The organism is Cupriavidus agavae (assembly GCF_004217045.1).
Taxonomy (GTDB): domain Bacteria; phylum Pseudomonadota; class Gammaproteobacteria; order Burkholderiales; family Burkholderiaceae; genus Cupriavidus; species Cupriavidus agavae.
Window position 1 is genome coordinate 28,929 of sequence record NZ_SGXM01000015.1, and the last position, 26,958, is coordinate 55,886.

Annotated in this window: 21 protein-coding genes and 2 pseudogenes; 11 read left to right on the plus strand and 12 right to left on the minus strand. The window is 60.5% G+C overall.

Going from position 1 to position 26,958, the window contains the following annotated elements; all coding sequences use genetic code 11:
- Nucleotides 1–10 precede the first annotated feature (10 nt).
- Complete coding sequence (locus EV147_RS25665; RefSeq protein WP_130394047.1) at nt 11–1,192, plus strand: acyl-CoA dehydrogenase family protein; 1,182 nt, start codon at nt 11–13, stop codon at nt 1,190–1,192.
- Entirely contained in the window at nt 1,189–2,592 is a 1,404-nt protein-coding gene (locus EV147_RS25670; RefSeq protein ID WP_130394048.1) for an L-serine ammonia-lyase, read from the plus strand. Before EV147_RS25665 ends, EV147_RS25670 begins: the two co-directional genes overlap by 4 nt.
- Nucleotides 2,593–2,827: 235 nt before the next feature.
- On the opposite strand, the gene EV147_RS25675 is transcribed toward EV147_RS25670, so the two are convergent.
- On the minus strand, nt 2,828–3,469 hold the full coding sequence (locus tag EV147_RS25675; RefSeq protein WP_130394049.1) for an HD domain-containing protein: 642 nt from the start codon (nt 3,467–3,469) through the stop codon (nt 2,828–2,830).
- Between the two features lie 107 nt (nt 3,470–3,576).
- On the opposite strand from EV147_RS25675, the gene EV147_RS25680 reads away from it, so the two are divergent.
- Complete coding sequence (locus tag EV147_RS25680; protein ID WP_130394068.1) at nt 3,577–4,560, plus strand: GlxA family transcriptional regulator; 984 nt, start codon at nt 3,577–3,579, stop codon at nt 4,558–4,560.
- 120 nt (nt 4,561–4,680) lie between these two features.
- On the opposite strand, the gene EV147_RS25685 is transcribed toward EV147_RS25680, so the two are convergent.
- Nucleotides 4,681–5,124 (minus strand): winged helix-turn-helix transcriptional regulator, encoded by a 444-nt coding sequence (locus EV147_RS25685; protein WP_130394050.1) that lies wholly within the window; start codon nt 5,122–5,124, stop codon nt 4,681–4,683.
- An 84-nt stretch (nt 5,125–5,208) separates the two neighbouring features.
- Here EV147_RS25685 and EV147_RS25690 point away from each other — a divergent pair, with 84 nt between their 5' ends.
- Nucleotides 5,209–6,426 (plus strand): MFS transporter, encoded by a 1,218-nt coding sequence (locus EV147_RS25690; protein ID WP_130394051.1) that lies wholly within the window; start codon nt 5,209–5,211, stop codon nt 6,424–6,426.
- A 2,116-nt stretch (nt 6,427–8,542) separates the two neighbouring features.
- Here EV147_RS25690 and EV147_RS26525 read toward each other — a convergent pair.
- Both EV147_RS26525 and rpoD read right to left on the minus strand, forming a co-directional pair.
- The gene (locus tag EV147_RS26525) at nt 8,543–9,391 is read right to left on the minus strand and encodes a DUF5131 family protein (protein WP_130394053.1); all 849 of its coding nucleotides are present in this window, start codon (nt 9,389–9,391) and stop codon (nt 8,543–8,545) included.
- A 346-nt stretch (nt 9,392–9,737) separates the two neighbouring features.
- Nucleotides 9,738–11,720 carry an RNA polymerase sigma factor RpoD gene (rpoD, locus tag EV147_RS25705; RefSeq protein ID WP_130394054.1) on the minus strand — a complete coding sequence of 661 codons (1,983 nt, stop codon included), beginning with the start codon at nt 11,718–11,720 and terminating at the stop codon, nt 9,738–9,740.
- 425 nt (nt 11,721–12,145) lie between these two features.
- Between rpoD and EV147_RS25710 the strand changes: the two genes are divergently transcribed.
- Both EV147_RS25710 and EV147_RS25715 read left to right on the plus strand, forming a co-directional pair.
- On the plus strand, nt 12,146–12,379 hold the full coding sequence (locus EV147_RS25710) for a hypothetical protein (RefSeq protein ID WP_198680369.1): 234 nt from the start codon (nt 12,146–12,148) through the stop codon (nt 12,377–12,379).
- A complete protein-coding gene (locus EV147_RS25715) occupies nt 12,376–13,014 on the plus strand; it encodes a sulfite exporter TauE/SafE family protein (RefSeq protein WP_328591169.1) in 639 nt (212 codons plus the stop codon). Before EV147_RS25710 ends, EV147_RS25715 begins: the two co-directional genes overlap by 4 nt.
- Before the next feature lie 2,259 nt (nt 13,015–15,273).
- On the opposite strand, the gene EV147_RS26215 is transcribed toward EV147_RS25715, so the two are convergent.
- Complete coding sequence (locus EV147_RS26215) at nt 15,274–15,624, minus strand: hypothetical protein (RefSeq protein ID WP_198680370.1); 351 nt, start codon at nt 15,622–15,624, stop codon at nt 15,274–15,276.
- Nucleotides 15,625–16,683: 1,059 nt separating this feature from the next.
- Between EV147_RS26215 and EV147_RS26530 the strand changes: the two genes are divergently transcribed.
- The 4 genes from EV147_RS26530 (at nt 16,684) to EV147_RS26380 (ending at nt 19,959) form a co-directional block, all read left to right on the plus strand.
- Nucleotides 16,684–17,238: a chemotaxis protein CheB gene (locus tag EV147_RS26530; protein ID WP_157994731.1), complete on the plus strand. Its 555-nt coding sequence runs from the start codon at nt 16,684–16,686 to the stop codon at nt 17,236–17,238.
- Nucleotides 17,239–17,544: 306 nt separating this feature from the next.
- Nucleotides 17,545–18,405 carry a transglutaminase-like domain-containing protein gene (locus EV147_RS25725; RefSeq protein WP_130394057.1) on the plus strand — a complete coding sequence of 287 codons (861 nt, stop codon included), beginning with the start codon at nt 17,545–17,547 and terminating at the stop codon, nt 18,403–18,405.
- A gap of 136 nt (nt 18,406–18,541) precedes the next feature.
- Nucleotides 18,542–18,778 (plus strand): hypothetical protein, encoded by a 237-nt coding sequence (locus tag EV147_RS25730; RefSeq protein WP_130394058.1) that lies wholly within the window; start codon nt 18,542–18,544, stop codon nt 18,776–18,778.
- Nucleotides 18,779–19,674: 896 nt separating this feature from the next.
- Entirely contained in the window at nt 19,675–19,959 is a 285-nt protein-coding gene (locus EV147_RS26380; protein ID WP_130394059.1) for a hypothetical protein, read from the plus strand.
- A 119-nt stretch (nt 19,960–20,078) separates the two neighbouring features.
- Here EV147_RS26380 and EV147_RS25740 read toward each other — a convergent pair.
- From EV147_RS25740 to EV147_RS25770, 7 genes and pseudogenes are all read right to left on the minus strand, one after another.
- Nucleotides 20,079–20,463 (minus strand): annotated as a pseudogene (locus tag EV147_RS25740) (lyase family protein).
- Between the two features lie 69 nt (nt 20,464–20,532).
- A pseudogene (arsH, locus tag EV147_RS25745) lies at nt 20,533–21,288 on the minus strand (arsenical resistance protein ArsH).
- Nucleotides 21,285–21,707 (minus strand): arsenate reductase (glutaredoxin), encoded by a 423-nt coding sequence (arsC, locus tag EV147_RS25750; protein WP_130394060.1) that lies wholly within the window; start codon nt 21,705–21,707, stop codon nt 21,285–21,287. The pseudogene arsH and the gene arsC overlap by 4 nt, the downstream one beginning before the upstream one ends.
- Complete coding sequence (gene arsB, locus EV147_RS25755; protein ID WP_130394061.1) at nt 21,704–22,777, minus strand: ACR3 family arsenite efflux transporter; 1,074 nt, start codon at nt 22,775–22,777, stop codon at nt 21,704–21,706. Before arsB ends, arsC begins: the two co-directional genes overlap by 4 nt.
- Entirely contained in the window at nt 22,774–23,286 is a 513-nt protein-coding gene (locus tag EV147_RS25760; RefSeq protein WP_130394062.1) for an arsenate reductase ArsC, read from the minus strand. The genes arsB and EV147_RS25760 overlap by 4 nt, the downstream gene beginning before the upstream one ends.
- A 76-nt stretch (nt 23,287–23,362) precedes the next feature.
- Nucleotides 23,363–23,851 carry an ArsI/CadI family heavy metal resistance metalloenzyme gene (locus tag EV147_RS25765; RefSeq protein WP_130394063.1) on the minus strand — a complete coding sequence of 163 codons (489 nt, stop codon included), beginning with the start codon at nt 23,849–23,851 and terminating at the stop codon, nt 23,363–23,365.
- A 3-nt stretch (nt 23,852–23,854) separates the two neighbouring features.
- Nucleotides 23,855–24,184 carry an ArsR/SmtB family transcription factor gene (locus EV147_RS25770; RefSeq protein WP_130394064.1) on the minus strand — a complete coding sequence of 110 codons (330 nt, stop codon included), beginning with the start codon at nt 24,182–24,184 and terminating at the stop codon, nt 23,855–23,857.
- Nucleotides 24,185–24,709: 525 nt separating this feature from the next.
- Between EV147_RS25770 and EV147_RS26385 the strand changes: the two genes are divergently transcribed.
- Nucleotides 24,710–26,698 (plus strand): hypothetical protein, encoded by a 1,989-nt coding sequence (locus tag EV147_RS26385; protein WP_235845036.1) that lies wholly within the window; start codon nt 24,710–24,712, stop codon nt 26,696–26,698.
- Nucleotides 26,699–26,958 lie beyond the last annotated feature (260 nt).

The window sequence follows — 26,958 nt, forward strand, 5'->3', positions numbered from 1 at the left end:
GAGTCAAAAAATGCCAGACCTTGCCGCCAACGTTGCCGCCAACCCTGGCGACCTGCGTGCTGTGCTGCACCGCTACGTAGAGGATGAACTGCTGCCATTGGAGCGGGAACAGAACATCGGCTACGAAGACCGGATCTCGCGCGAACTAGTCCGTTCGATCTGGCGGCGGAGCCGTCAGCTGGGGCTTTACGGCGCTCAATTGCCGGTCGCGCTAGGCGGGCAAGGTCTTTCCGTAGAGGCGATGTGCCAGCTCAAGGACGATCTGGCAGCGTCGGGCGCGATTCTGTTTCCACATGTGCTAGGAGACTGGGGCGGACCTTCGCGCGTGGGCAATCTCGTGAAGTTTGCCACGCCTTACCAGCGGGAATGTTTTATCGACCCCGTGATTGCCGGCGAACGAGGCGCCTGCTTTGCCATGACGGAACCGAATTCGGGTTCGGACGCCGCAAGCATCCAGACACGCGCAGTCGTGGACGGCGACGACTACATCGTCATCGGACGCAAGCATTTCATCACTGCCTCGGTATTCGCGGACTACGCCCTCACGATGTGCGTCACCGACCCCGACAAAGGTAATGAGGGCATTTCCGCGATCTTCATCGATCTCGATAGCCCGGGCGTTACGCTCGAGACCGCCTGTGTGCCCATTACCGGGCAGTACGTGGATGCCGATATCATGTTCGACCACGTCCGCGTGCCGCGCCGCAACTGCATCGGCGGAGAAGGCAACGGCTTCCGTCTTGCGATGAACCGCATCAGCCTCAATCGACTGCTCCACTGCCCGACCATGATCGGCCTGGCGCGTCAGGCCCTACGCCTATCCATTGCCTATGCAAACGAGCGCCGCCAATTTGGCGGCCCGATCATTCGTTTCCAGGCCATTCAGCACATGCTGGCCGACATGGCGTCAAGCCTGTTCGCTTGCGAGAGCATGGCGCTCGCGGCCGCGCGCAAGGCCGACGCTGGCGTTGACGTCCGCATGGAAGCGTCGATGTGCAAGCTTTTCGTCTCCGAAGCCTGCTTTCAGATTGCCGATAAGGCCGTGCTGATCCATGGCAACGTGGGGGTCACAAAGAACCATCCGGTGGAGTTCATCTTTCGACGGCTCCGGCTCTATCGGATCGTTACCGGCACTAGCGAAATCCAGCGTAACACCATCGCCAAGGAGATTATGCAAGGGCATGGAGCATGAATAGCAGACTGAGCGTCTTTGATATCTTCAAGGTGGGTGTCGGCCCCTCCAGTTCACATACGGTCGGACCGATCCGGGCGGCCGCGACATTCGCGGCAATGCTCCACTCAAGCGCTGTCGACGAGACCGTACATCGGGTGCGTTGCGAATTATTCGGCTCCCTCGCCGCCACGGGCAAAGGTCACGCGACGGACCAGGCCATTCTGCTCGGCTTGTCTGGGTATCAACCAGATACGGTTGACGTAGACTCGATTCCTGCGGTTCTGGAGCAGATCAGGGCGAGTCATAGCATCGATTACCTGAATGTCCTACGCTTTCAGTTCATTGAATCGGAGGATTTGATTTTTCATCGTCAGCAAACGTTGCCAGAACACCCGAATGGCATGCGTTTCACTGCGCTGTCCAAGGGGGGCAATGTGATTGCCTACCGCGTTTTTTACTCGATCGGCGGCGGCTTTGTGGTTGAGGAGGGAGCGGCCGAGGCGCACCGCTCGCATTCAGCACCTTCCCACGGCTCCCACGCCGCTGGCATCGGCCAGATGCCTTTCAGGAATGCGAAGGAGTTGCTCGATCAAGCTGAGTTGTCCGGATGCAGCATTGCTGAGGTGATGCTTCGCAATGAGCGTCGCTGGCGAACCGATGCGCAAACGCGCGATGGCGTATTGTCGATCTGGGCCGCAATGCAGGAGGCGATTGCTCGCGGCATACGGACGGAAGGGGTGTTGCCAGGCCCATTTCGCGTGCGTCGGCGCGCGCCAGCATTGTTTGGCCGATTGACTACGCCAGGCACGGGGATGAACGATCCGATAGCTGCGATGGACTGGATCAATTTGTACGCGTTGGCAGTAAACGAGGAAAACGCCGCGGGCGGCCGCATAGTCACAGCACCTACAAACGGCGCCGCTGGCATTGTGCCCGCAGTCCTGAAGTACTACACGACGTTTGTGCCTAACGCTTGTGAAGACGGAGTCGAAGAATTTCTTCTTACGGCGGCTGCGATTGGTATGCTCTTTAAGTGTAACGCATCGATCTCTGGGGCGGACGTAGGATGCCAAGGGGAGGTTGGAGTCGCCTGCTCAATGGCAGCGGCAGGACTCTGCGCCGTGCTGGGAGGCACTCCGGCACAAATAGAAAACGCTGCTGAAATCGGCATGGAGCACCATTTGGGTATGACGTGCGATCCAGTTGGTGGGCTCGTGCAGATTCCATGTATCGAACGAAATGCCATCGCAGCGGTCAAGGCGGTAAATGCTGCCCGTATGGGGTTGCACGGTGATGGCGAGCATCATGTTAGCCTTGACCAAGTTATTAAGACTATGCGCGACACCGGTGCCGATATGTCGAGCAAGTACAAAGAGACGTCGCTCGGCGGACTTGCTCTGAATGTGGTTGAGTGTTGAGACGTCGTTCGAATTCGATAGTAGCCATTCAGTGCGATGCTGCGTCGGGTGGAGTGGTAAATCTCCCGTGTCCGCCCGCCCGCGACTACAACCGGGTCGGGTGCGCTCAGTTCAGAGAGTCCTCTCGTCTGACCGCAGACCTGGCGGGGACAATTCGCTGTGGACCGATTCCGTGGACGTATCGCGTCGGGGTCTCAAGGAAAGTCGCTTCGCGAGTGGCCATCCTCGTGGTGACCTACCCGTTCCAGGCAGAGCAGCGGATTACGCTGCAGAAATTCCCTCGATGGAAGTGTGGTTCCTTGTCTGCGATGACATCGGCCTTGACGTTGCCGAAGGTGGTCTCCGGCTTATGTCGGATGCCGTCGTAGAACGTCTGGATAATGTCTTCCTTGAAGTGCTCGGTCCGTGGGTGGGCCCGCACCACGGCCTGCCGGTCTGCATCGTCGAACGTGTGGTAGCGGATGCCAAGAACATCCATCTCGACGCCGGCCGTCACCAACGCGATCTCTGGCGCCATAAATTCGGGAATACCCGGCGTGGTATGCAGCGCAATGGCCGTCCACACCGTTTCGACCTCCCGCTCGCCAATGCCTCGGCTGCGGAGGAAGTCGGCGGCGGCGTTGGCACCATCTACTTCGAAGCGCTTGTCGGAACTGCTGTGAGCGTGGGTTAGCCCCATGTCGTGGAACATTGCCCCTGCGTAGAGCAGTTCGGGGTCGTACTGCAGACCACGATGCATGGCTGCCAGAGCGGCCCAATAGTAGACGCGGCTCGAGTGGTGAAACAGCAGAGGTGACTCCGTATCGCGTACAAGTTCGGTGATATCCCGGGCCAGCTGGCTGTCCGGTACGACGATATTTCCAACGGTGAACTGCATGTAAAGCTCCTTTTGTGGTTCGAAACCAGTGTAGGAGCCGGTGTATTATGTCTTCAATCGTCTTGATACGACGAAACGGGACAAACCGAACGAAACAGGACGAAGCGATGCCTGTCCACCGACATATTGGCTTGGTTGCATTTGAAGGCGTTCAGCTGCTCGACGTCTCCGGACCGCTGGACGTCTTTGCTGAAGCGAATCGTCAGGCTGGGGCCGAGGTCTACCGTCTGAGCGTAGTTGCGGCATCTAGCGGACCGATACGGTCCTCCTCTGGCGTCCGGTTGGTGCCAGACATCGCCATGACTGGGGTGCCCCAGCACCGCTTTCATACCTTGCTCGTCGCAGGGGCACCTCATGCCGTCGAGTTTTCCCCGGATCCGGCATGGCTTGACTGGCTACGACGGGCGGTCGCACCATGCCGCCGTTATGGCTCGATCTGTAGTGGCGCCTTTTTGCTGGGAGCAGCAGGGTTGCTTAAAGGCAGGCGTATTACCACACACTGGGCCGTAGCCGATCAGCTGGCCGCACGGTTCCCGGATGTCATCGTCGACGCTGATGCCATCCACGTGAGAGACGGAAAAGTGCGTACGGCGGCAGGCGTGACGGCCGGTATGGATCTGGCTCTCGCGTTGGTCGAGGAGGATCTAGGGCGGGAGATCGCCATACACGTGGCTAGCCAACTCGTAATGTTCTTCCGCCGACCGGGCGGCCAAGCCCAGTTTAGCCGGCGCGTGGCGTCGCCGGCGGCCACACGCTCAGACCTCCAGGAACTCCAGCGCTGGGTGGCCGCCCATCCTTCAGAGCCACACGACGTGGCTAGTCTGGCGGCGCGTATGGGTATCAGCGCCCGCCATTTGTCACGATTGTTTCATGACGAAATAGGTATCACTCCAGCCGGCTGGGTCGAGGCCGCACGTGTGGCTGCGGCTCGCCAACTGCTGGAGGAAGGCAATATTGCGCCCAAGCAAGCGGCCGCGGAATGTGGTTTTTCGAATGTCGATACGTTCCGACGTGCCTTTCTAAGGTTGGTAGGCGTGACGCCGGCGGAATACCGAAAGAGATTCGTGCGCGCGAGTGAGCGATTGCTGTAAAAGCGAAATGCTGAAGCGGTTTGAATGATAAGAACCCGCGGCAAGAATGTGTCGGACGATCGCCGACGTGCGAACCGTACTTTCTGAACCGGGCGCATCGTTGTCGCATCAGGGCCGTTGTCACGCCACCTTGTGTACCATCGTATCGGACGGCTGCAGCGCGCTGCCGTCGTGGGCCAGAGGCAGCATGGGAAGCAAGGGCTGCCCGCTTTGCTTGTCCACAAGCACCGAATGAGCTTCGCTCGGTGCGAAACGTTCCTTCTCGCCCCATTGGCGCAGCGCCACGAGCACCGGGAACAACTGTTCGCCTGTCTCGGTGAGTACATATTCCTGGTAGCTCGAGCCGTCGGACGCCGCTCGGGTTTCGAGAATGCCGGCCTCGACAAGCTTCTGCAGCCGGTCGGCGAGAATGTTCTTCGCAACCCCGAGGTTCCGCTGCAGATCCCCAAAGCGAGAGATGCCGTCGAATGCGTCCCGCACAATGAGCATCGTCCACCGATCGCCGACGACATCCAATGCCCGCGCCACAGGGCAGGGCTGATAGGAGGAGCGAGTCTTCGGCATGCGGGCATAGTTTCGGTGAATGTGGTTGCATTTTAAAACCGGTTGCCATAGGATTCAACCAGTTTCAATTTGCAACCACTCGTCATGCACGCCTTGCCTGGATCGCCTACCCTCCCTCGTGGGTTGATATTAATGTTCGCCATAGCGAGCGGATTGAGCGTCGCCAACATCTACTATGCTCAGCCACTGTTGGATGCACTGGCACGCGAATTCGAGATCCCGGGCGTGGCGATCGGCGGCGTGGTCACGGCCACGCAGATCGGCAGCGCGTTCGCCTTGGTCTTCCTTGTGCCGCTCGGCGACATGATGGACCGCCGCCGGCTCATGAGCGCACAACTGTCCGCGCTCGTTGCGGCGCTCCTGGCAGTTGTCGCTGCGCCTTCGGCAACATGGCTGTTCGCGGCGATGTTGGGAGTAGGGCTGCTCGGAACGGCAATGACGCAGGGTTTGATCGCCTATGCCGCCAGCGCTGCTTCGCCACAGCAGCGCGGCAGCGTGGTGGGCACCGCGCAGTGCGGGGTGTTCGTCGGGTTGCTGTTGGCGCGAGCGTTCTCAGGCGTTGTCAGCGACCTCGCCGGATGGCGCGCCGTCTATCTCGCCTCGGCCGCAGCGATGACCGGTATCGGGCTCGCCATGCACCGGTGGCTACCCGTCAACGCGCCGTCGTTAGTCACCATCCGATATTTCGCTCTACTTCGTTCGATGCCGACGCTATTGTTCCACGAGCGCACACTGCAGGTCCGTGGCGTGCTTGGCATGCTGATGTTTGCGGCCTTCAGTATTTTCTGGACCGCTCTGGTGCTGCCGCTGAGCGCCCCCCCGTTTTCGCTTTCGCATACGGCTATCGGTGCGCTTAGACTGGTGGGGGCCGCCGGCGCGCTGGCCGGTGCCCGCGCCGGGCACTTGGCCGATGATGGGCACGCCCAGCGCATTACGGCGGGCGCCCTCATTTTGCTAGCGGCTGCGTGGTGGCCGCTCTCACGGCTCATGGGCCATGCGGGCCTTGAACTGCTGGTCGTCGGTATCGTGCTGCTCGACGTCGGTGGTCAAGCCCTCCATGTCACTAACCAAAGCCTGATTTTCCGTGCTTTGCCAGAGGCGCACAGCAGGATGGTTGGACTTTATATGCTGTTCTACGCAGCGGGCAGCGGCCTGGGCGCCATTGGGACGACGGCGGTGTACGCGCATGCCGGCTGGCAAGGTGTATGCACTCTCGGCTTCACCGTCTGCCTGATGGCAACCGCCTTCTGGGCGGTGACACGGGCTATAGGGAAACCTTTGCCGCCGGACACCTGCCGATAAGGCTCATGCAGCGAGCATGCCGCTGTGTTGGGTACCTTTCAGCCTACCTTGACATTCGAGGGTGCGCTTTGAGCGAGGAAACCACGTAAGCGGCTATGGACCCCTGATTTTGCCACTGACCACTGCGGAGGCCCGAGCGCCAAACGAACCTATAAAAAATTAGAATTTACGTTCATACGTGAAAGTGCACCACCCAAAAGGATGCCCGAAAGTCACCGCGTGCAAGAAGGAGCGCCTAAGCCGCGTCCTACGACAGACACCCAGGCGCCGATCGTCCCACTACGACGACCCTCTAAGCAGCATTGCTATTTGGAGATTGGTTGGTAAGTGCTGAAACGTTATCTACCCAATATCTCCATGACGGCGGGTGACTGCCCAGGTCCTTCTGGATGACGGGGTCGCTCTAGGTGAGTTGCCTCGGAAGCACGAAAACTCTGCACGACGCCATAAGCGTCAAGCGCACAAAATCCCCTCTGCAAAAGTTGCGCGAGCACTATCGGAGGATGAAGGCCTGGCATGGGCGTATCGAGAGTAAACTCGGTCGCCGTTTCGCCACACGGTGCTCCCAACCACCAGCGCACCTCGTGAGGACAATCCAATAGGGTCTTGCCGGCAGGAACGATCAACGCCCGGGTCCCATTTCGAAATAGAACGATGTGCATAGCCTTCAGCAAGAGTCGGGCTGCCATATGGGTCAGCCAGGAAAAGGAGGCTCGCGTCAAAGCTATCGCGGGTGGCTACGACTTCTACCTGTCGTACGCCTGCTCTTAGACTAGCATCGGCGTTCGGAAAAGCCAATTAACAGTGGGGGCTGTTTCTCGACGGACGCGCCAGTTATGCAAGGCGGTAGCTGGAAATTTTGAGGCTCAGGTCGTCGGGATGTTGACGCGCCCGTACCGGGCGTCCAGCCGCCGCTTGTAGGATGGTCGGAACATATGACCGCACAATCCGCAGAGGGAATGCTGTGGGGACCCCATGAACGCGTCGCGAAGCTCGTAGTCACGGGCCTAGCCTATGCGCATTGCCGAGGGCCGTACCGGCTGCGAGTTTGTGAAGGCGATGAATCTTCACTGGGCAAGCAGCCCCAAAGGGGGAAGGGCAGGGGCTCAAACACTGGCAGCGGTCTCTGGCTTTCACACGGCATGGCATTCTGCCAGGAACGAATGTTTGGACCCGGGCGGAGGGTTTACGACTCAAGACAACTCGCCGTACGGATGGTGTTGTCTTTGACATCCAGCGTCCAGTATTCTGCCTGTCTGCGGTGGGGCCCGCAGTCGACGACCTCGCGAAGGATATCGCTATCCTCGCTAGTGTCGGCCACAGGTGACGGGTCCATGTGGACATACGCAGCGCGAGAGGCAAGCGCGGCCACGACAATCAGCGTGATAGCGAGGAATGCGCGGGCGAGGGGCTTAATCCAATTCCGCATGGTCATTGGACGCTAAATCATGTTAGGGAAAAGAATACTCGAACCGAGAGAACCCTTAAAGCGGGTTATTGCTTTCAATCGGCTCAGCTCGGTACACCGACCAGAAGTAGTGCGAGTGCCGATGGTGTCTGGCTTGCTTTCGTTGAACGAAAAAACGAACGCGTCCATTCGGACCGGCATCGATCTCTACCTCGGCATGTTCCTCGGTTGCCGTGGCGGCCGAAGGCAACTGTTGCAAGGCAGTTGCCACGTACTGGCCAGAGATCCGTCCTAGTATTCCGTTTGCTCCCCCAGAGGTTTGCTCAGTCGATACCTCCTTTTGTAGGTGGCAGTTCGCTGCCAAGCGGCTATTTCCCATCTGTTACTCCTGGTCTCGCAGGCCCATGCAATGCGAAATGCGCGCCGCACGTCGTGCGGCGCACTCGGCACTTCACGAGCGCCGAAGTACTGTATATATATACAGTATAGCGGAGTTCGGATGGAAGAAAAGCGCTGACGGAACACCTGTAAGGACACCGACTCAAAGTTGCCTACGAAGAGGCCGTAAGCAGGCGGGCGACAACGTTGGAACCACGGTACGCACATCAACCGCCGCGTCCTGGAACTCTCAAGAATGCGAATCTGACCGGGCGACTCGATGAGCCGAGCCGGCGCCGGTGGAGAGCATTCGCGACGGCTCGTCTGTAACTACGGCGTGTTTCGACTGTGAATGCGCGTTCCGTCCTCAAAGCAGAATTCTTCATGCGAAGCGTCGGCGTCGTCCGTGACTGGCAACCAGGAACCCCAACCAGTAAAGACAAAGGTGACATGCGCCGACTGACATTCGTTGCGCAAAGACCGCAGCCAGCCCGGATGGGTAGGGAGGTCGGAGGCCCGGCTCGATCCACCCGCGACGACAAGCTCGATGCGAGACGGGCAAATCGACAGCTGCTCCGATACGTCGCAAACCTCCCGTCCGTTGAGGGCGTCCAGGTGAAGTTGCTCGCAGCAGGGCGGTTTGCCAATAAAAGGAGGTAGCGCTGTGAGGCTAACGGGACCAGTCAGGGGATCGAGGACTAGGAATCGATGCGCAACACATACGGTAAGCAACTGAGATACGCGGCGGTCCGCATCGCGTTGGCCGCTGAGTGAAAGACCGAACCACATGTCCGACGGCGGCTGCCCGGCAATCCAAGAGGCGATCCATGCTGAAAGCGCGCTTCCGGGAGCGCGAGAACGACGAGACAGATATTTGAGCGCGGCTTCAAGCCGAGTGCCTACCGCCAGCGGCTCGTTGATGACCACAAGCTTGTCGAGGGACGGACTATCGTGGCATGTCGCCATCCATGCGACGAAACTATCGATCGGTATTGCATCTGAGAACAGATCGTCCGGACAGACGCATAAGACGCGTTGTCGAAGGCGAGCGTCGTTGGCCGACGTCAGGGATGGCAAGTCTTGTGAGGGGCGTTTGATGAAGGAATACTCCACGCGACGCCCCGCGTCAGAGGGCGCAATACTCCAGATCCGATCGTACCAAGATGACTTCGCAAACACGAGCTCGACTCCATGTGATGAAAGGAATCTTCAGCCTACGCAGTTGGGGCCAAAGTCAAGTCCCCGCGGCAGCAGTGCGGTTGTCGAAGGGCTTCGTCGCGGCTCACCGCAGCTTCGTCCACCGGCGCGCAGGCCTTGTCAGGTCGCGGCGCTTCTCAGCATCAGCGGCGCGATAGTCAAGATCTACCGCGCGGAAAGCCACGCGCAAAATGGGAGCACGGTCTTTCGCTAGATTGGTACGCATGCCGGAGCATTAGCATGGTTACGTGCGACGCATTGTCTGCGTAGCGCGGCTAGAGGCCGGGCAGTCCTTTCCCTGGTTGGGAAGGGGTGCGCGGCCGCGCGTTCAGCGCTCGAGGAACAGCTTCAGCTTGTCGGCACGCACAGGATTGCGGAGCTTGCGCATTGCCTTCGCTTCGATCTGGCGGATGCGCTCCCGCGTGACATCAAACTGTTGCCCGACTTCCTCCAATGTCTGTTCGGAAGCGGTGTCAATGCCAAACCGCATACGCAGCACTTTGGCCTCGCGCGGGGAGAGTTCATTCAGCGCACTCTCGATCTGCGCTCGCAGGCTCGCCCGCATCGCCGCGTCTGCGGGCGAACTCGCACCGGCGTCCTCGATCATGTCACCGAGCGTTGCGTCTGCATCATCGCCAACAGGCGTCTCCAGCGAAATTGGTTGCTTCGCAATCTTGAGCATATCCCTGACTTTCTGCTCGGAGATTCCCATCCGCTCGGCGAGGACCGCCGGCTCTGCTTCCTGCCCGGTCTGCTGCAGGATTTCTCGCGAAATGCGATTCATTTTGTTGATGGTCTCGATCATGTGCACTGGCACACGGATCGTACGGGCTTGATCGGCCAAGGCCCGGGTCACGGCTTGCCGGACCCACCAGGTGGCATAGGTTGAGAACTTCCAGCCGCGTCGATACTCGAACTTGTCCACGGCTTTCATGAGGCCGATGTTGCCTTCCTGAATCAGGTCCAGAAACTGCATGCCGCGGTTGACATACTTCTTCGCAATGGAGATGACCAGGCGCAGGTTGGCTTCGGTCATTTCCGACTTTGCCCGACGCATTTTCGCCTCAGCGGCCGTCATCCGACGGTTGACTTCTTTGAGTCGCTGCAGTGGCAGCGCCACCTGCGCCTCGATGTCAACAAGCTTTTGTTGCAGTGCCTGGATAGCGGGCAGGTGTCGCTCAAGCCCAGGACCGAATTGTTTCGACGTCCTCGCCGACTGGGCGGTCCAAGTGAGGTCTGTTTCTCGGCCGGGGAAAGAAGCGATGAAGAGTTCGCGCGGCATGTCGCAACGCTCGACCGCAATCTCGAGGATGCTGCGCTCGATGGTTCGCACGGCGGCGACTTGCTCGTGCACCGTGGCACACAATCTATCAATCGTCTTTGCTGTGAACCGGATTGGAGCGAGTTCGGCCTGGATGGCCGCTGACAGCTGCGCATTGGCAGCGGAAGCGGCTGGGGAGGCGGCTTCCTTGCCGGCAGCCCCGGGCATCTGATCAAAAAGTGCACGGACGCGCGCGAAGATCTCCAGGCTGTCGGTAGTCAGCTTCTGAAGCCGTGCTGCATTTTCCTTCTCCGAAGTGTCTTCTTCGGTGGACGCGTCTTCGTCATCCCCGTCGGCGTCCTGGTCGATCTCCGCGCCCTCGTCGGCGTCTGCGGCGTCTTCCTGCGCGACTGCGTCCAGCAGAGAATCCCCCTCGGCTGAGACTTCGGCGATGCCATCGACCAGCTCGTCAACAGTCAGCTCGCCGGCATGAATACGGTCAACTTCAGTGAGTATTGCTGCGACGACGGACGGGCACTCGGCAATCGCTTGGATCATCTCCATGAGTCCCGCTTCGATGCGCTTGGCGATCTCGATTTCTCCGCTGCGTGTCAGCAGGGTACTCGCTCCCATCTCCCGCATGTACAGTCGGACCGGATCTGTCGTGCGACCGAACTCGGAGTACACGGTCGACAGGGCGGCTTCAACCTCTTCGGCCGCCTCATCATCGGAGGTCGTCGGCGTGGCGCCGTTCAGTAGGAGGGTCTCTGCGTCCGGCGCCTGCTCGTACACCGAGACGCCCATATCGCTAAACGTGCTGACGATGGTTTCCATCGCGGCGGTTTGCGCGAAGTTGTCGTCAAGATGGTCATTGATGTCAGCATGCGTGAGATACCCGCGCTCACGGCCCAGCGCAATCAGGGCCCGCATCTGACGCTGCCGCTCCTCGTCCAGACGCGCCTTGGCTGCCCGATCCAGCGTTCCCGGCTCAGCGTTGGGTTTTGCGCCCGCCGGACGGCGCCCGGCCTTGGGAGTGAATGCCGCTTTCATGCGCCGCTCCGATTCATCACGAACCTGATTTGCCAATATAGTTCTCCTGGGGGACAGCGTGCGGCGCGTCGCGAATGGCGCGCAGCGCTAACCGGCGAGCGGTATGGCGGATGTGGCGCGGTGAGCCCAGAGCCTGCCCGTCTGGGAATGCTCGATGCTCGAATTTTGGGGAACCGCGCATGATACTTGAGCGCGTTGTGCGGTGCAATATCTCAGACACGCGCCGCGTGCCGAATGCAGGTCATTACGTAAACTGGGCTTAGGAGGGGTGGGCAAGGCGCCCAAGCCGGATCGGAAGGGTTCTTCTATTTCGCGGACGATGGCGACCTTGCCTGCCTGCGCTACGACAACTGGAAAGTCATGTTCATGGAGCAGCGCGCCACCGGCACGCTGCGTTCTGGGCCAAACCGCTGGTAACGCTGCGCGTGCCGAAGATATTCAATCTGCGCACGGACCCCTACGAGCGCGCGGACGTGATATCCAATACGTACTACGACTGGTTGCTCGAGCACGCTTTCATCCTCGTGCCGGCCCAGGCTGGCGTGGCGGAATTCCTGCAGACCTTCAAGGATTTCCCGCCGCGGCAGAAGGCCGCCAGCTTTGGCGTGGACCAGGTTGTCGAGAAAATGATGGACGCGGCCGGCGGCGGCGGGCATTGACCAGACGGGCGGCTGCGGCATCCTGCACGGCGGGCATCGCGGCCAGCGTGCTGACACTGATCAACGCGCTGGTGTTCTTCCGCACCGATCGGCAGCCGCCGCCCTGGAGGTTGATGCATCGCGCGCTTCTCACCAGTCTGGCTACGGTGCTGTTAGGAGTAGTGTTGCTAGGCTGGGTGAACGACAACGCGGCCGCTTGGCTGGAAACCGCGCTTGGCGTGGCCATTGTCCTTTGCGCGGTCAGTCTAGTGATCCGGCGCCAGCAGGCGTCTTCCGTCGGAGCTCCGCGTGCTTTCTCGGTGGCCGGGGCGCTATCCGGACTGATGGGCGGCCTGTTTGGTACGTCGGGGCCGCCTATCGTTTTCTATCACTACCGGCAGCCGTTGGCCACGGATGTGGTCCGACGCGCGCTGCTGGTGATGTTTGCCAGTAAAGCTTGCACGCGCCTGGTGCTGGTGCCGGTCTCGATGGGCATCTCCGCCCATGCACTGCTGCTTTGCGTATTGTCCTTCCCGGTTGTTCACGTCACCACACGCCTGACGACGAAGAGACCGCCGCCGTGGAGTCCTGCCGTGATGCGGCCGCTCGTGGCAGCTTTGCTCGCCCTATCGGGCATTGCCATGATCACCAGGTAACTTTGCGGTACGGGCTTCCCACTGTGCATTGTGTATGCGGCAGAGAAAGTTCGAGGTACGCAGCGCCTGCGTCGCAGTGGCGAGCGCCTGGGTACTTGCAATCAGCGCGGATATGCTGGCAGCGGCGTTTTGCATCGGGTCGGCACGTCGCGAGGGCAAGGGATAGGGTAGTGGGTAGGTTCGCGGCAAACCGGTTCGTCAATCTGTAAAATAAACTTGGAGGATAAGGATGCCGGACGCTCCGATAAATCATCCTTAGGCTTGTATCGCTGTCATCGCCGCGGTAACCCTCGGGTCGGCGGATCGCTGATGGCGGACGTGGTACCGGTTCTGCTGTATTTTCCGCGGACTCGATTGAGAAGGGGCTCGTCCATGACAACCAGTTCCGAACCGGTATCCATAAGGCAGAGCGGGGAGAAGTTTCCGGCTGTCTCGTCACGCCGGTCACGAAGTCGCCGGGCGTGCTCTTCGTCCTTGGCTGGGGCGCGAGCCGGAAACGTCAGCTGCGGCGTGCGAACGAGGTGGCGGGCCGGGGATGCATTTGCCTGACGATCGAACTGCGGGAGCACAACATTCGAGCGGGAATGTCCACGAACTCGTTCCCGCTTATGACAAGCTCCTCGCGCATCCCGTTATCGACCATAACGCGGTGGTTCTGGTCGGCAGCAGCTACGGCAAGCATCTGGCCGCGCTGCTGATTGCACCGCGTCCGGCTGGCGTTACGCGCGCGGACGCTGGCCGACATGGAGACCGACGAGGCCGCGCTGGAGCGGCTTTCAGGAGCGCTATGACGCTGGGCGGCGCAAGATCATCCCTCCCAATTCCGATGAAGCGCTACGCGCCTGCACCGGCTTCAACGGGAATGTCCTAGTCGTGGAATCCCTGTATGACAGCGGCGTGCGGCCGTCAGATCCTACATTGAAGCTTTTCTCCAAGCCGATTCCATCAGTACCGGTTGCGGGCGAAACCCGATCACGGCCTGAGCACTGACCAAGCACGAGTTTGCTGGCGGGGTTGGCATCCCGGACGCCAATAGCCACCAGAAGCCGGTAGAGGCGATCAGTGAGCTTGAGATAAGGCATGCGGGTCGCTGGCAAGTAGTTTCGGGCATCGCCGTCGCGCCAGAAGCCCTCGATAACATCGAGGCCGAAGCTGGACCCGCGTCGCACCGCGGCCGGCCAGGTAGCAGTGACACCTGTCGAACACCGCCGATGCTGGACGATGGCTTGCGGGAAGAATGGCCGCCGGCTTTGCGGACCTCCCAGTCAGCACATGCTAGTTCGAGGGGCGGAATGCCGCCGTTTGTCCATCAGAATTCATACATCTGAAGATGTTTTTCCCGAAACCTATCGTCTGTCCGAGGCACCATTTGCTGACAAGTGGCGAGGTAACCGGCCCGAGCGCGGCGCCCACCGAAGGCGCGCATAGCGGGGGTCAGTAAGCGTCCATCGCCTGTTCCACCGCTTCCGCGTGGCTCACCCCAAGCGGTGGGCATTCAAGTTGATGCTGGTCTGCGCAGTAACGGAGGATTCCAAGCAAACGGGTGTGCCGGCGACTCTCGGGAAAATGGATTCGGCGATTCCTCGTCCAAGTGTGGCAGCCAGCACGGGCGAGGTCACGCTACTGCTCTGCCGTACCGTCCAGATCTTCCGCAAGGCGTTTCGCCTCCCCACTCAATATGCGCTGGTTCTCGGCCTCGCTGCTTATGACGGTAGACCTAAGTCCGTCACGCTGACCCGACGAGTACTCCCTCTGATGTTTGACTGGCATCGGGCACGCTACGCGCCGTCGAATCTCGTCACCGCCGCCGTTCGTCACCATACGATATTTCGCGCTGCTTCGTCCGATGCAGACGTTCCTGTTTCACGCGCGCACGCCGCAGGTCCATGGCATTCTTGACATGCTGATATTTGCGGCATTTAGTTTTTTTCTGGACTGTGCGGCTGCTGCCGCCGCCGGCGGGCGTCCTCGGAGCAGTCTGTCCACCCTCGGCTTCACAGTTTGCCGAGCTGGGACAATTCTTTGGGCGGTAAGGGAAGGAAGGACTGTTGGGTGCATCACCTGGAGATGAGCGGCATAAAATGAGCGTCGGCATCCCTGGCCAGCTACGTCACCCAGCCCGAAGACTGTTTCTATGCGCCATAGCGTGAAGTCGTGCGACGGCGGACGCAACCGGATTTCGGGGCAACGCGAAAAGCGTAAAGTGCGGCCGAAATTAAGCTTACCGACTGAGAGTGGGTCTGGAGTTGCTGATGATCCCTATTGGGAAAGTAAGTCGGCTTTCGAGATGAGCGAGGCGGTATCAACGTCAGCCAATCTAATTCGCGTCTCTTTCGAGACGATAGGCTCATCCTGGTCCATTGCGTTGGACGCACGAAAGTTCTGCACGACGCCATGCAGATCCAGTGCGCAGTATCCCCGTTGCAAAAGTTGGGCGAGGACCAAAGGCGGATGGATGCCCGGCATCGGCGTATCCAGTGTGAACGCAGTCGCGGTTTCAGCACACGGCGCGCCAAGCCAGCATCGCACCTCGAGGGGACAATCCAGTAAAGTCTTGCCGGCCGGAAGGATCAATGCCCGGGTACTGTTGCGAAATAGTACGATGTTCATAGCGTCCAGTAGTGATCGGGCTGCCATGTGGGCCAACCAGGAAAGGAGGGCTCGCTGACGCGTTCTCTAAAGTCGTTTGTGACTTCTGGGCGGCAGCCGCCCTTAATTAGACTAGCACTGTTGTTAAGAAAAGCTAGTTTGCCGTCCACGCCTGGAACTTCCGGACGTCGACATTGGAGCGACAGGATACTGCTTGGTGGTCAAGGGAGCTCAGCAATGTAGCGGATCGGGACAGTAAAATCGATTGCAAACTCCTGTCTCCTGGGCCTCAGGTTGAGTCGAGCTGAGGAAGTCGCCTATTCGGCGCTTTTACCGGCGGGAAACGACATTCTAAGAACGTAGCCGAGGCCCTTTGGACCCTGGAGAGTTGTCGTACAGCTGATAGTTTCGATGTGCGCTTATGACCCATCCGCAGCAAGTGAAGTACTCCCCTCGTGCAATGTGTTCCTCGTCTGTTTCGTGCAACGGATTCGTGCGCGTCCGGGCATTTATTACCCTAAAGGCACTGCAGGTCAATGTAGCCTGGTATTGCGAAGCCGCCCCGGGTAGACTGAGGGCGCTGCACGGCTATGCGGGGTGTTCGAAAGTATCCGCGCAGCAACGAGTAGTCGAACCTAGCATGTAGGCTGCTTGTATGATTGCTCAATAATAACGATAAGAGCGGAACAGCCGGGGTGGGGCCCTGCCGAATATGGTGGGGCCGCAAGTTCTCCCAACCCCGTGATCGCCCCCTTCCAAGTCATCGTTCTCCAACCGTATGCTTGGCGCACTGCCTAAGTAACGTTGGAAGTCCGTCAGAGCCTCTCTGTTTTCCCTTTCTGTCGCTGATGAATCGCGTACGACGATAGGTCGCCGCATAGTCTGATCCGCAAGCTAGGGACGGTAAATGTCGACGGTGACGCCCCTTCCGCCGGATGCAGGTTGAGCCAAAAAGACGTGTACGGTTGCCGCGTCTTGGCTTTGCATTCCGAACGGTCCTTTGCTTGTGGCAACTCGATGCATGACGGCCGGTCCGCCTTTTGCTTTGCCTCCAGCACGAGGAAGAAAAATGGATCCAGGATGGAGTTCTCCACGAGTTGTCGTCGTGGGGCCTCTACGGGAATTCCCGTTCTCAAGGCGCTCGTCTCGGAACTGCCGCCTGACCTTCCAGCCAGTGTGTTCATCGTCATGCACATCGGGAGGGGCCCAGTCGTCTTCCAGCGCTTTTTTCCAGTCTCTCATCCTGTCGACGAAGAGACCATTGTGGTGGGAAAAGTCTACGTGGCTCCGCCCGACAAACATATGCTCGTTGGGCGGGGACAAGTTCTCCTCTCCAATGCGTCCAAGGAACACTTTACAAGACCCGCGGCGGATCCGCTCTTCCGTTCTGCCGCTGTGAATCATGGAAAGAATGTGGTCGGCGTTGTACTAACGGGGTGCCTGGAAGACGGCGCAGCGGGTTTGCAGGTGATCCGCGCGTGCGGCGGATACACAATTGTTCAAGATCCTGCCACTTGTGTCGCTCCTGGAATGCCGACGGCAGTTCTTAGGCGTTCCCCGCTGAGCACGATTACTCCAGTTGAGCAATTGGCTTCCTCGATAGTCGCAGCGGTGACTTGCACGCCGAGGACATAGACTGCGGAGGATAGAGCGATCTGGTCACGTGCGCAACCGGCAGGACAGACCCATTCGAAGCGAGCGTTGGAACGGGCATCGCAGGGGCGGTACGAGGCTGAACTGCTGAGGCTGATGGGCCCCCGCATCGCATTGGCAAGCAGGAGGCCGTCAAATCCCGCTCTCTCGACGGCTTGTCCATGTCGACAATGACTATCCCACCTTGGCGGTAAGCTTCTATGCAGTACGGCGACCGCCAACTGACCACGGGCCACGCGAAACGGTCTCATTTACCGTGTAGCGCGATGCCCGCATAGTGAGGGCCTCATGATTCGCCTCCGATACCTAGTGAATCTGTCGTACGAGATCGTTGATCGCACCGCTGACTTCCTATTCCTGGTGGAGGCGGCCCGTACGGCACGGCAATCGGTAGTCGAGGAGGAACTCAGGCTCACGCCCGCCATTCCAGTCACCCAGTACACCTATCCCGACTCCTGTAATCGGATGCTGCGCGTTCAAAGCAAAAGGGGCCGACTGGCTGTTCGTTACGAGGCGGTGGTCGAGATCGACCACCGGCTGGACGAGTGGAAGTCATTGCACGAAGTACCCGTCGCCGACCTTCCGTTTGATGTCCTTCCCCATCTTGCACCGAGCCGATATTGCGAGTCCGATCGGATGATGGAGTTTGCGTTGCGGGAGTTCGGCGGGATGCAGCGCGGATACGCGCGCGTGTATGCGATTCGGGAATGGGCCCGCCAGCACATGCGATATCTCAGCCATTCGACGAATGAGCGAACTTCCGCAATCGATACGCTCGTGGAGAGAACTGGAGTCTGCCGAGACTTCGCGCATCTGATGATCGCTGTCTGTCGCGCTCTGAGCATACCCGCGAGGATCTCTAGCAGCCTGGACTACGGAGCCGACCCCGCGATGGGACCGACAGATTTTCATGCGATCGTTGAAGTCTATCTATCTGGCGGTTGGTATTTGCTTGACCCGTCTGGCGTGTCAATTCCAACGGGATTGCTACGCATTGGGACCGGCAGAGACGCCGCCGACATTCCCTTTGCCGCGATCTTCGGCAACGTACGGTCCGAACGCCCCTACATCGAAGTGGAAGCGCTCACTGATCCTGCCGCAGGAATTGAGATGCCCCTCGCCACACTAAAGGCGATTTCGACCTGGTGAGCGGGAACAAAAAGCTGTCGTCAGGGCTTCTGCCCCTTGAACGATACATTAGGACGGCGTCCGGAGACGGGTGCCGCTTCTTAGCGATACAGGGCCGTATCGAGTAGGGTACGGGGCCTTGAATCAGGAGTGTGAGATGCAGCGTGTCACCGAATACCGTGGATTCGATGTTCATGTCGATATACAGCGGGTAGAGAAAGATCTCTTCAACGTCTGGTTTCAGATCGAGGGACCCATGACACCACCGGGCGTCGCGGCGTTCGGCAAGCGGGTAAAAGTGTTCGGCGGGCCTTATACGATGCGTTGGGCGTATCTCGTCGCCGAACTGGCGGGAAGGGCCTCGATCGATGTCATCTTTGGCAATGACGAATAGACCGATCCCTTTCATTACGATTGCCTTTCTTGCACCGATCAATCCGGCTTTTCAAGGACGAGAAGCGAAGACCGATTGTTGCGCGTGTTGCCTGTCGGCAGTCAGTATGTCTGGTACGACAGGACATTGGTCCTGAAGGCAGCATTTGGCAATCTGTTGAGCGCACTCAGCGTTGTTCACTGCTTGCGTACGCGGGGTCTTGTGCGCTCTGACGCTCATCTCGGTCACTTCGAAGGAAGGCTTGGCTTGGATCGCGGGATTGCACAGCAAGGGGTCGCCAGTGTAGAAATGCCAAACCTCATCGGAACGGTCGCGGCCTCAGTCCAGGCGAAATAGCTGATCCTCACGCCCGCCCTGGAATCCACCGTCAGGGCGCGCGAACTGGCCGGTGCCGGCCTCAGACTCCGATCTGAGTGCCCGCGTCCAACAGTTATGCCAATGGTCCGAGCAACATATCGATGGCTAGGCGTCCGCGCTGACAGGCAGCCGTTACAGCAGCCTCGCGCGAATGATAGGGAGCGGTTTGGTGGAGCGGGCCCCAAAGGCGTGCGCCGCGTGGCGTGTCGTCGATACAAACAACATACCCCCAGTGCGAAGAACTTGTCATTGACCGATCTTCTTTGCAATGCACTTGCACACTCATCATCAAGCCGCGATAGATCAGCTCGAAGGTGTCTCTCAGGGGATCCATGGGCGCGCCTCTGTTATTCGGCCATAGCGGCGGCAGCCCGGCATCGCGTCAGTTTGCGATGCAGCCTGATACTGCCTCCATTCGCGTCCGATGGATGTCGGTGTACAGCCTACAGCCACGCGCGGGTTGCGATGCTTCGACAAAATAAATGTCTGTGCCACTGTTCAATAGGCGTACAGTAGGTAGTTCATCACTGGAGCGCGGCATGGACAACTATCCGGCAGCAACTAGCAAGGGCTTCGACCTTTATCCCTTAGTGTACAAATATGAGCCGCCGCGCGAATGGCACGAACGTCGTCCTGATCGCAGCTACTGCGCATCCGTCGTCATCTGTCGAGAGGGCGTGTCACCCTCAACCGAGAGTGGGCGCGTCTTCATAGTCCCAGGTACGCAGTGGAGCGCTCTGGGAACCGCCAAGCGTGCCGCCGTTCAGCACGGGGCAGACATTATCGATGGGCTTGTCAGTGGGGAGTCGACGGCCGGTCTTTGAATAAATAGCGCCCCGGTTGGGACGCCTTCGCGTAACGGCACTGGACACATTTTAGGCGCAGTGATTTCTGAATCCCTGGCTAAGGTACCGTGGCGAAGGCTGGAACGCCCGACATAGTTTTATCCACGGCGGCAAGCCCCCGACCTCACGCCACGCGTTCGGCCCGGGGCGCTGGAGACCAGGCGACAGTCGTTGTACATCTTGGAAAGCTTGACCGCCACGCGTTTGAGGATGCCGGAGAGCTGCATTGATGCGCCGCGATCTTGCGTATCGTCCATCAGGTTGGGACACGTCGAGAGCGGGATGTGCGATGTCACGAAGCCGCGTCAGCACAAGTGGCGCGTTCGATGGATGTGCGGTAACGCCTGTATTAATGGCCGTGGCCCCGGGCTTGAACTCGAAGATCACCATGGCGGCCTCTCGCAGGCGCTGCTGGACTTCCCCCGGCATCGCCGCGAAGGTGATGCATTCCTGTCCTAGCGTCATGGGCAAGGCATCCCGCAATCGCGTGCGACCCCATCCCGAGCCTGGCGATCACGCTGCTACTTAGCTCCATGGCCGGCCTGTTCCCTGTTATTCCACTTCGCCGCTATCGGTATCGCCGGTCTGCGCGTCGTTCTCGTGATGCTTGGCTGCTGCCGCAAGCGTCGTCGCGTGGGCGGGGGCGACTTCCTTGCGCTCGCTGTAGCGGTCGGTTAGGTAGTCGCTGCGGTCGCGCACCAGCAGCGTGAACTTGTAGAGTTCTTCCATGACATCGACGACGCGATCGTAGTAGGACGACGGCTTCATGCGGCCGTTGGCGTCGAACTCCTGATAGGCCTTGGCGACTGGTTCGGAATCGTCAACATGCGCATCCAGCGCCCCAGCACGCGCAGCGCGTTGACGGCGTTGAACGACTGCGAGCCACCGGACACCTGCATCACGGCCAGCGTCGGCCCTGCGTCGGACGAATTCCGCTTATCTCCAGCGGCAGCCAGTCGATCTTGTTCTTGAAGACGGCTGTCAGCTTGCCGTGGCGCTCGGGACTGCACCACACCTGGCCCTCCGACCATTCGGAGAGCTTGCGCAGTTCGACCACCTTCGGGTGATCGGCGGGCATGCTGTCGGTCATCGGCAGATCGCGCAGGTCAAAGACGCGGGTCTCTGCCCCGAAGTGCTGCAGACCCGTTCGGCTTCCTGCACTAGCAGGCGGCTATACGAGGTTTCGCGCAGCGAGCCGTAGAGCAGCAGGATTCGCGGCGGGTAGGTGCTGACGCGTGCAGGCTCCAGTTTGCGGAGGTCCGGCGTGTCGAGCACCGCCGGGACGATGTTGGGGAGATCGACGGTCATCGAATCCTCCGGCCCTGGGCGTCGATGACGGCCTCGCCGTCTTCCTTGGTGAAAGCGCCTTGCTGCGGTGCCGGCAGGTTGTCCAGCACGACTTCGGACGGTCGGCACAACCGCACGCCAAGCGCGGTGACGACGAAGGGGCGGTTGATCAGGATCGGGTGGGCCAGCATGGCATCGAGCAACTGGTCATCGTTCAACGCAGGGTTGCCAAGACCGAGTTCGGCATAGGGTGTGCCCTTCTCGCGGATGGCTTCGCGCGCGGAGATCCCGGCATCGACGATCATTGCCTGCAAAGTTTGCCGGTCGGGTGGCGAGGTCAGGTGCTCGATGACGGTTGGCTCGATGCCCGCATTGCGTATCATCGCCAGCGTATTGCGCGACGTACCGCACGCCGGGTTGTGATAGATGTTGACGGTCATGGGGTGTCTGGCGATTCGTACCAGTGCTGCGAGCGGTTGACCACGCCAACAACAAGGAGCATTACCGGGACTTCGATCAGCACGCCGACGACGGTGGCGAGCGCCGCACCGGATCGGAAGCCGAACAGGCTGATGGCAGTGGCCACGGCCAGTTCGAAGAAATTGCTCGCGCCGATCAGCGCAGATGGGCCGGCGACGCAGTGCGCGACGCCAAGTTTGCGGTTCAGCAGGTAGGCGAGACCCGAGTTCAGCAGGACCTGGAACAGGATCGGCACAGCGAGCAGCAGGATGATGAGCGGCTGCTCGACGATTGCGTTGCCCTGAAAGCCGAACAGCAGCACCAGCGTCGCGAGCAGCGCGGTGATCGAGTAAGGGCCGAGGGCGTCGACGACGCGTTTGTAGGTGGCTTCGCCGCGCGCCAGCAATGCCCTGCGGATGATCTGCGCGATCAGCACCGGCACGATGATGTAGAGCGCGACTGACGTGACAAGCGTGTCCCATGGAACGGTGATCGACGACAGGCCCAGCAGCAGTGCGACGACGGGCGCAAAGGCCACGATCATGATGGCGTCGTTGAGCGCCACCTGCGACAGCGTGAAATACGGATCGCCCTTGCAGAGCTGCGACCAGACGAACACCATCGCCGTGCAAGGCGCCGCCGCCAGCAGGATCAGGCCCGCGATGTAGCTGTCGAGCTGGTCGGCTGGCAACCAGCCCGCGAACAGATGGCGCACGAAGATCCAGCCCAGCAGCGCCATCGAGAACGGTTTGACCAGCCAGTTCACGAAGAGCGTGACGCCGATGCCGCGCCAGTGTCCGGCGACCTGGCCCATGGCGCCAAAATCGATCTTGATTAGCATCGGAATGATCATGACCCAGATCAGCACGCCGACGGGCAGGTTCACCTGCGCGACTTCCATGGCACCGATGGCGTGAAAGACCGGGGTCAGCCATTGGCCGAGCAGGATGCCGGCCACGATGCACAGCGCCACCCAGATGGTCAGATAGCGCTCGAAGAAGCCAATGGCGCTGGGCTGTGCCGCTGCGGCGGATTGTTGCGCCGTGCTCACTGCCCGGACTCCACGGGCTGCTCGCCGATGGCGCGCATCTCCTGCTCAATGGCATTGCGGTCCAGGATGTGCAGTGGCAGGTTCACGAACTGGCTCACGCGATTCAGGATCTGACGGAAGACCTGGTCGAACACCTTGCGCTTCTCATCGTCGGGTCCCTGGATGGCGGCCGGGTCCATGAAACCCCAGTGTGCCGTGATGGGCGTGCCCGGCCAGATCGGGCAGACCTCGCCCGCCGCCTGGTCACAGACCGTGATCACGAAGTCCATCTTGGGTGCATCGGGCAAGGCGAACTCGTCCCAGTTCTTGCTGCGCAGGCCGGAGATGTCGTAGCCGATCGACTGGCACCGTTCGACGGCGAAGGGGTTCACCGTACCTGACGGACGGCTGCCGGCGCTGTAGGCGTGAAAGCGTCCCTTGCCGAGCACATTGAACAGCGCTTCGGCCATGACGCTGCGGGCGGAGTTGCCGGTGCAGAGCACCAGTACGTTGAAAGTCTTGTCGGACATGGTGGTTGTTGGGCGTTGGGGCGAGGGAGTGCCTCCTCGCACGAGGATTCGATGGGGGAGGCGCGTTAAAACTGGATCAGCAGCAGCCGGATTGCGGCGCGCAACAGGTGGTCCTGGCGGCAGGCTTCGGTGCGGCGTTCAACGGGACGGGCACGCGGCATTCAGCGGTCTCGGCGCCACGGTCACGCGATTCGCCATAGGTCGGCGCGTTGCCGAGTGTGTGGAACGATTCCCAGGCGATGCCGGTGGGGTCCACCGACCAATGCTTGTTCGAGGTCGCGTAGCAGCAGTTCGTCTCGGACTGGGATTGCACGGGCAGCTCGGCGCTGGCGAGGCGCGCCTCTATCTCGGCCAGTTCCGCGTCCGTCTCCGCCTGGATGCCCAGATGGTCCACGCCCAGCTTCTCCGTGCGATTGGAGATGGCGAAGTTCACGCGCGGATCGTCCAGCGCCCATTTCGCATAGTCGTCCCGGACGACGGTCGGCCCTGCGGCGAAGAGGGCAGAGTAATAGCGGATGCTGGCCGACAGGTCGGCCACGCTGACGTGGACGTGGAAGCGCTTCATGGTTCAAGACTCCGTGGTGACGGCGCAGCGGGAAACCGGCGAGCACGGATTGCCGCCACAGCAGTTCTCCGTGAGATAGCCCAGCAGGTCATTCATGGTCTCGAAGCGGGCCATGTAGATAATCGAGCGGCCTTCCTGGCGGCTGGCCAGCAGTCCGGCGCGATGCAATTCCTTTAGGTGGAACGATAGCGAGGACGCGGGCATCTTCATCAGTTCGGCAATGCGGCCAGCCGGCAGGCCTTCGGGGCCGGCCTGTACGAGCAGGCGGAAGACGGCCAGGCGGACGGCATGGGCGAGCGCGGCAAGCGCTTCGAGGGCGTTATCTGTTTCCATGATTCGAATGTAGTCGAATTATGGAAGCCGTGCAACAGGCTGCCAGGAAGTGTTGGCCACGCCCGATCGGGCTGAGACGAATGACAGGAACGAGAAGCTAGTCGGCCATTCGATTCAGAGGGAGGACCGTGCAGCTTATGGCCGGGAAGAGCCCGAGTACACGAGACGGGCCGGCAAACTCGTCGCGACGGAGCTGGACATCCTTATCCGGGCCAGCCATTTTCAGATGTCGGCACGGTCGTTCGAAAAACCGGCGCTCAGGGATGGGGCGGTGTAGCTGATCTAGTGCAGCAGAGTTGCATTAAGGCGGCGTCTGGCTTCCGAAATGCCGTGCAACGGCAAACAAAAGGACATTCTGCGCGTCTTAGATGATCTTTATTGACCAGTCACCCCCAACCTAGGGGATGTGGTGCAAGCGTACCGCTGCTAAAGTCGGGCGCACGACGTCCCGTTCGCGGGCGCTCGTGGCCTCCAACCCGGGGAGGGAGGGCGGCCTTCTCCATAATTAGATACGGGTTGGGTCCAATGTTTTCACACCTTCTGGCCGGCGCGCGCGCTGCCGGTCTCGCCTTGCTGGCCGCGACGCTACTTGTGGCCTGCGGTTCCGACGAGAGTCCCCAAAACACGACCGTCACCCCGACGGCATCGCGCCTGGTTGTCGACACCGGTAGCGCCGCGCCAGTGGCTGGCGGTACGCTGACATTGAAGGCGACGCTGCTGGCTGCAGACGGCAGCGAGGTGAAGGGGGCGAGCTTTGCGTGGATGTCCTCCAATCCGGCCGTAGCCACCGTAGTGTCCGCCTCAGACAAGGCGCCGGCGGCCACCGCTTCGGTCATGGCGAGGGTCGGCATCTATGCGACCATCCAGACCTTGGTCGCTGGCGTGGCCGACATCACGGCCACCGCCACGCTGGCCGACGGCAGCCAGGCCACCAGCACCACGCATCTGTCGGTGCAACCGCCTGCGGCCAAGACCTATGCATTGTCGCTGTCGCCCTCCACGTTGACGGTTAACAGCGGCGCTGCGCCCCACGTGGTCACGGCGGTGGTGCAACGCTCGGATGGCGTTGACGGTGTGGCTGATCTGAAGGACTGGTCGTGGACAGTCGACAACAGCGCGTTTGCGATGGCGCCTGCGTCTGATGGGCATTCGGCGCAAGTGTCGTCCAGCGGCACGCTCGCGGCTACGGGCAAGCTCACCGCGTGTGCGACCACGCCTGCCGGTGACCACCTGTGTGCCAACACGTCGCTCGCGCGTCCAGCGGTGCCGCTGCCGTCGATTGCATTCTCGGCACTGTCACTGCGCGTGAAGCCAGGGCGCACGGGTACCGTGTCGGCCACGCTGACCGATGCGCAGGGCGCGAATCTGGCAAGCCAGGCGACGCTGGGCTGGTCGATTCAGCAGAGTGGCACGGCAGCTTCGATAGTCGGTGCTGCCAACAGTGCCAGTGTCACCGTCGGTATCGATGCCGCGCAGACCATCGCCTACACTGCGACGCTGACGGTCACCGCGACCTACCCCGATGGCCGCTCCAACAGCAGCAGCCTGCCGCTGTCGTCGCCGGGTATGTGGTCGCGTCTGCCCGATGCGCCGATCGCCAGCCCCTCGATCATCAGTCTGGCGATCGATGGCACGCGAGTGTGGCGCCTGACCGCGGATGGTAGCCAGCCCGCACGGCTGGAACGCTTCGGCACGGACGGTGCCACACCACGCGAACCCGTTGCTGCATTGCCTGCAGCGGCACAAGGCATCTGGCTCGCCGCAGCAACAAATCCGGTGAATTCTTCGGTAATGGTGCAACTGAGCGCAGATGCCGGGACCGTGTCGTTCGGCAGCCTGGATGCGGACCTTGCCGGGTCCCGCGCCGATGGTCCCTTGCAAGGTTGTGGCACGGCTCCGACCGCCGGGCGTACTTTCATCAAGAGCACCGACGGCACCAGCATTTACTCGGTGGGCTGGTGCGCCAATTCGTGGCAGTGGTGGAACCAGCAGGTAGGTGGCGCCGCAGTGGCGGCGTTCCAATTCGAAACAAACGCGCCGGTTCTCGATGCGCGTCCGGTCCCCACTGGCGGCGCCGGGTTGGCCATTCACAATGACGGCCTCAACCAGATACAGACCACGTCCGGAAGCGGAACAGCATATACGAACCGAACGACTGCAACGCTTAGCCTTGCTGCAATCGCCCCCAATGCGACCGATGAGAGTTCGCCGGTCTATGGCTATGCAAGCAGCCTCGGCATCGTAACCCGTCCTGTGCCTGTTAATTATTCCTACGTAAACCTATGGAGTGGGGTGCCGCTGTTGACCAAGCTGAGCGCCATCCCGCATTTCCTGGTCGGGTTGTCTGCGTCTTCGCTGACGCTCTTCAATACGGACAACAGCGCCACAGCGACTGTTGCATTCCCGAGCGGCGGGACGGTGATTGACTTTGTGGGGGCACTCGACACCAATGGCAAGGTACGTATTGCGGCCAAGCTCGCCGATGGCTCGGTGTGGGTCTACGATCAGCCGTGATGCACACGGCCGTTGCGGAGATGAACGTAGCGGCCGAGTCCAGACGCAGGGTGGGGCGCATGCAGATTGCCTCCGCGGCACCTGCCGTCGACGGATAGCTGGTCACTACTAGGTCCCGGCGGGGGAACGGCGCCGGAGTTGTACGAACCCCCGACCGGCGCAGAACGACTGTAGATTCAACCGGTCCACGCAACGGTCTGATGGAATCGTTCAGCGGGTGTATCAAAGTTTAATGTCTTTCTCGGCCGTTCATTGAGTCG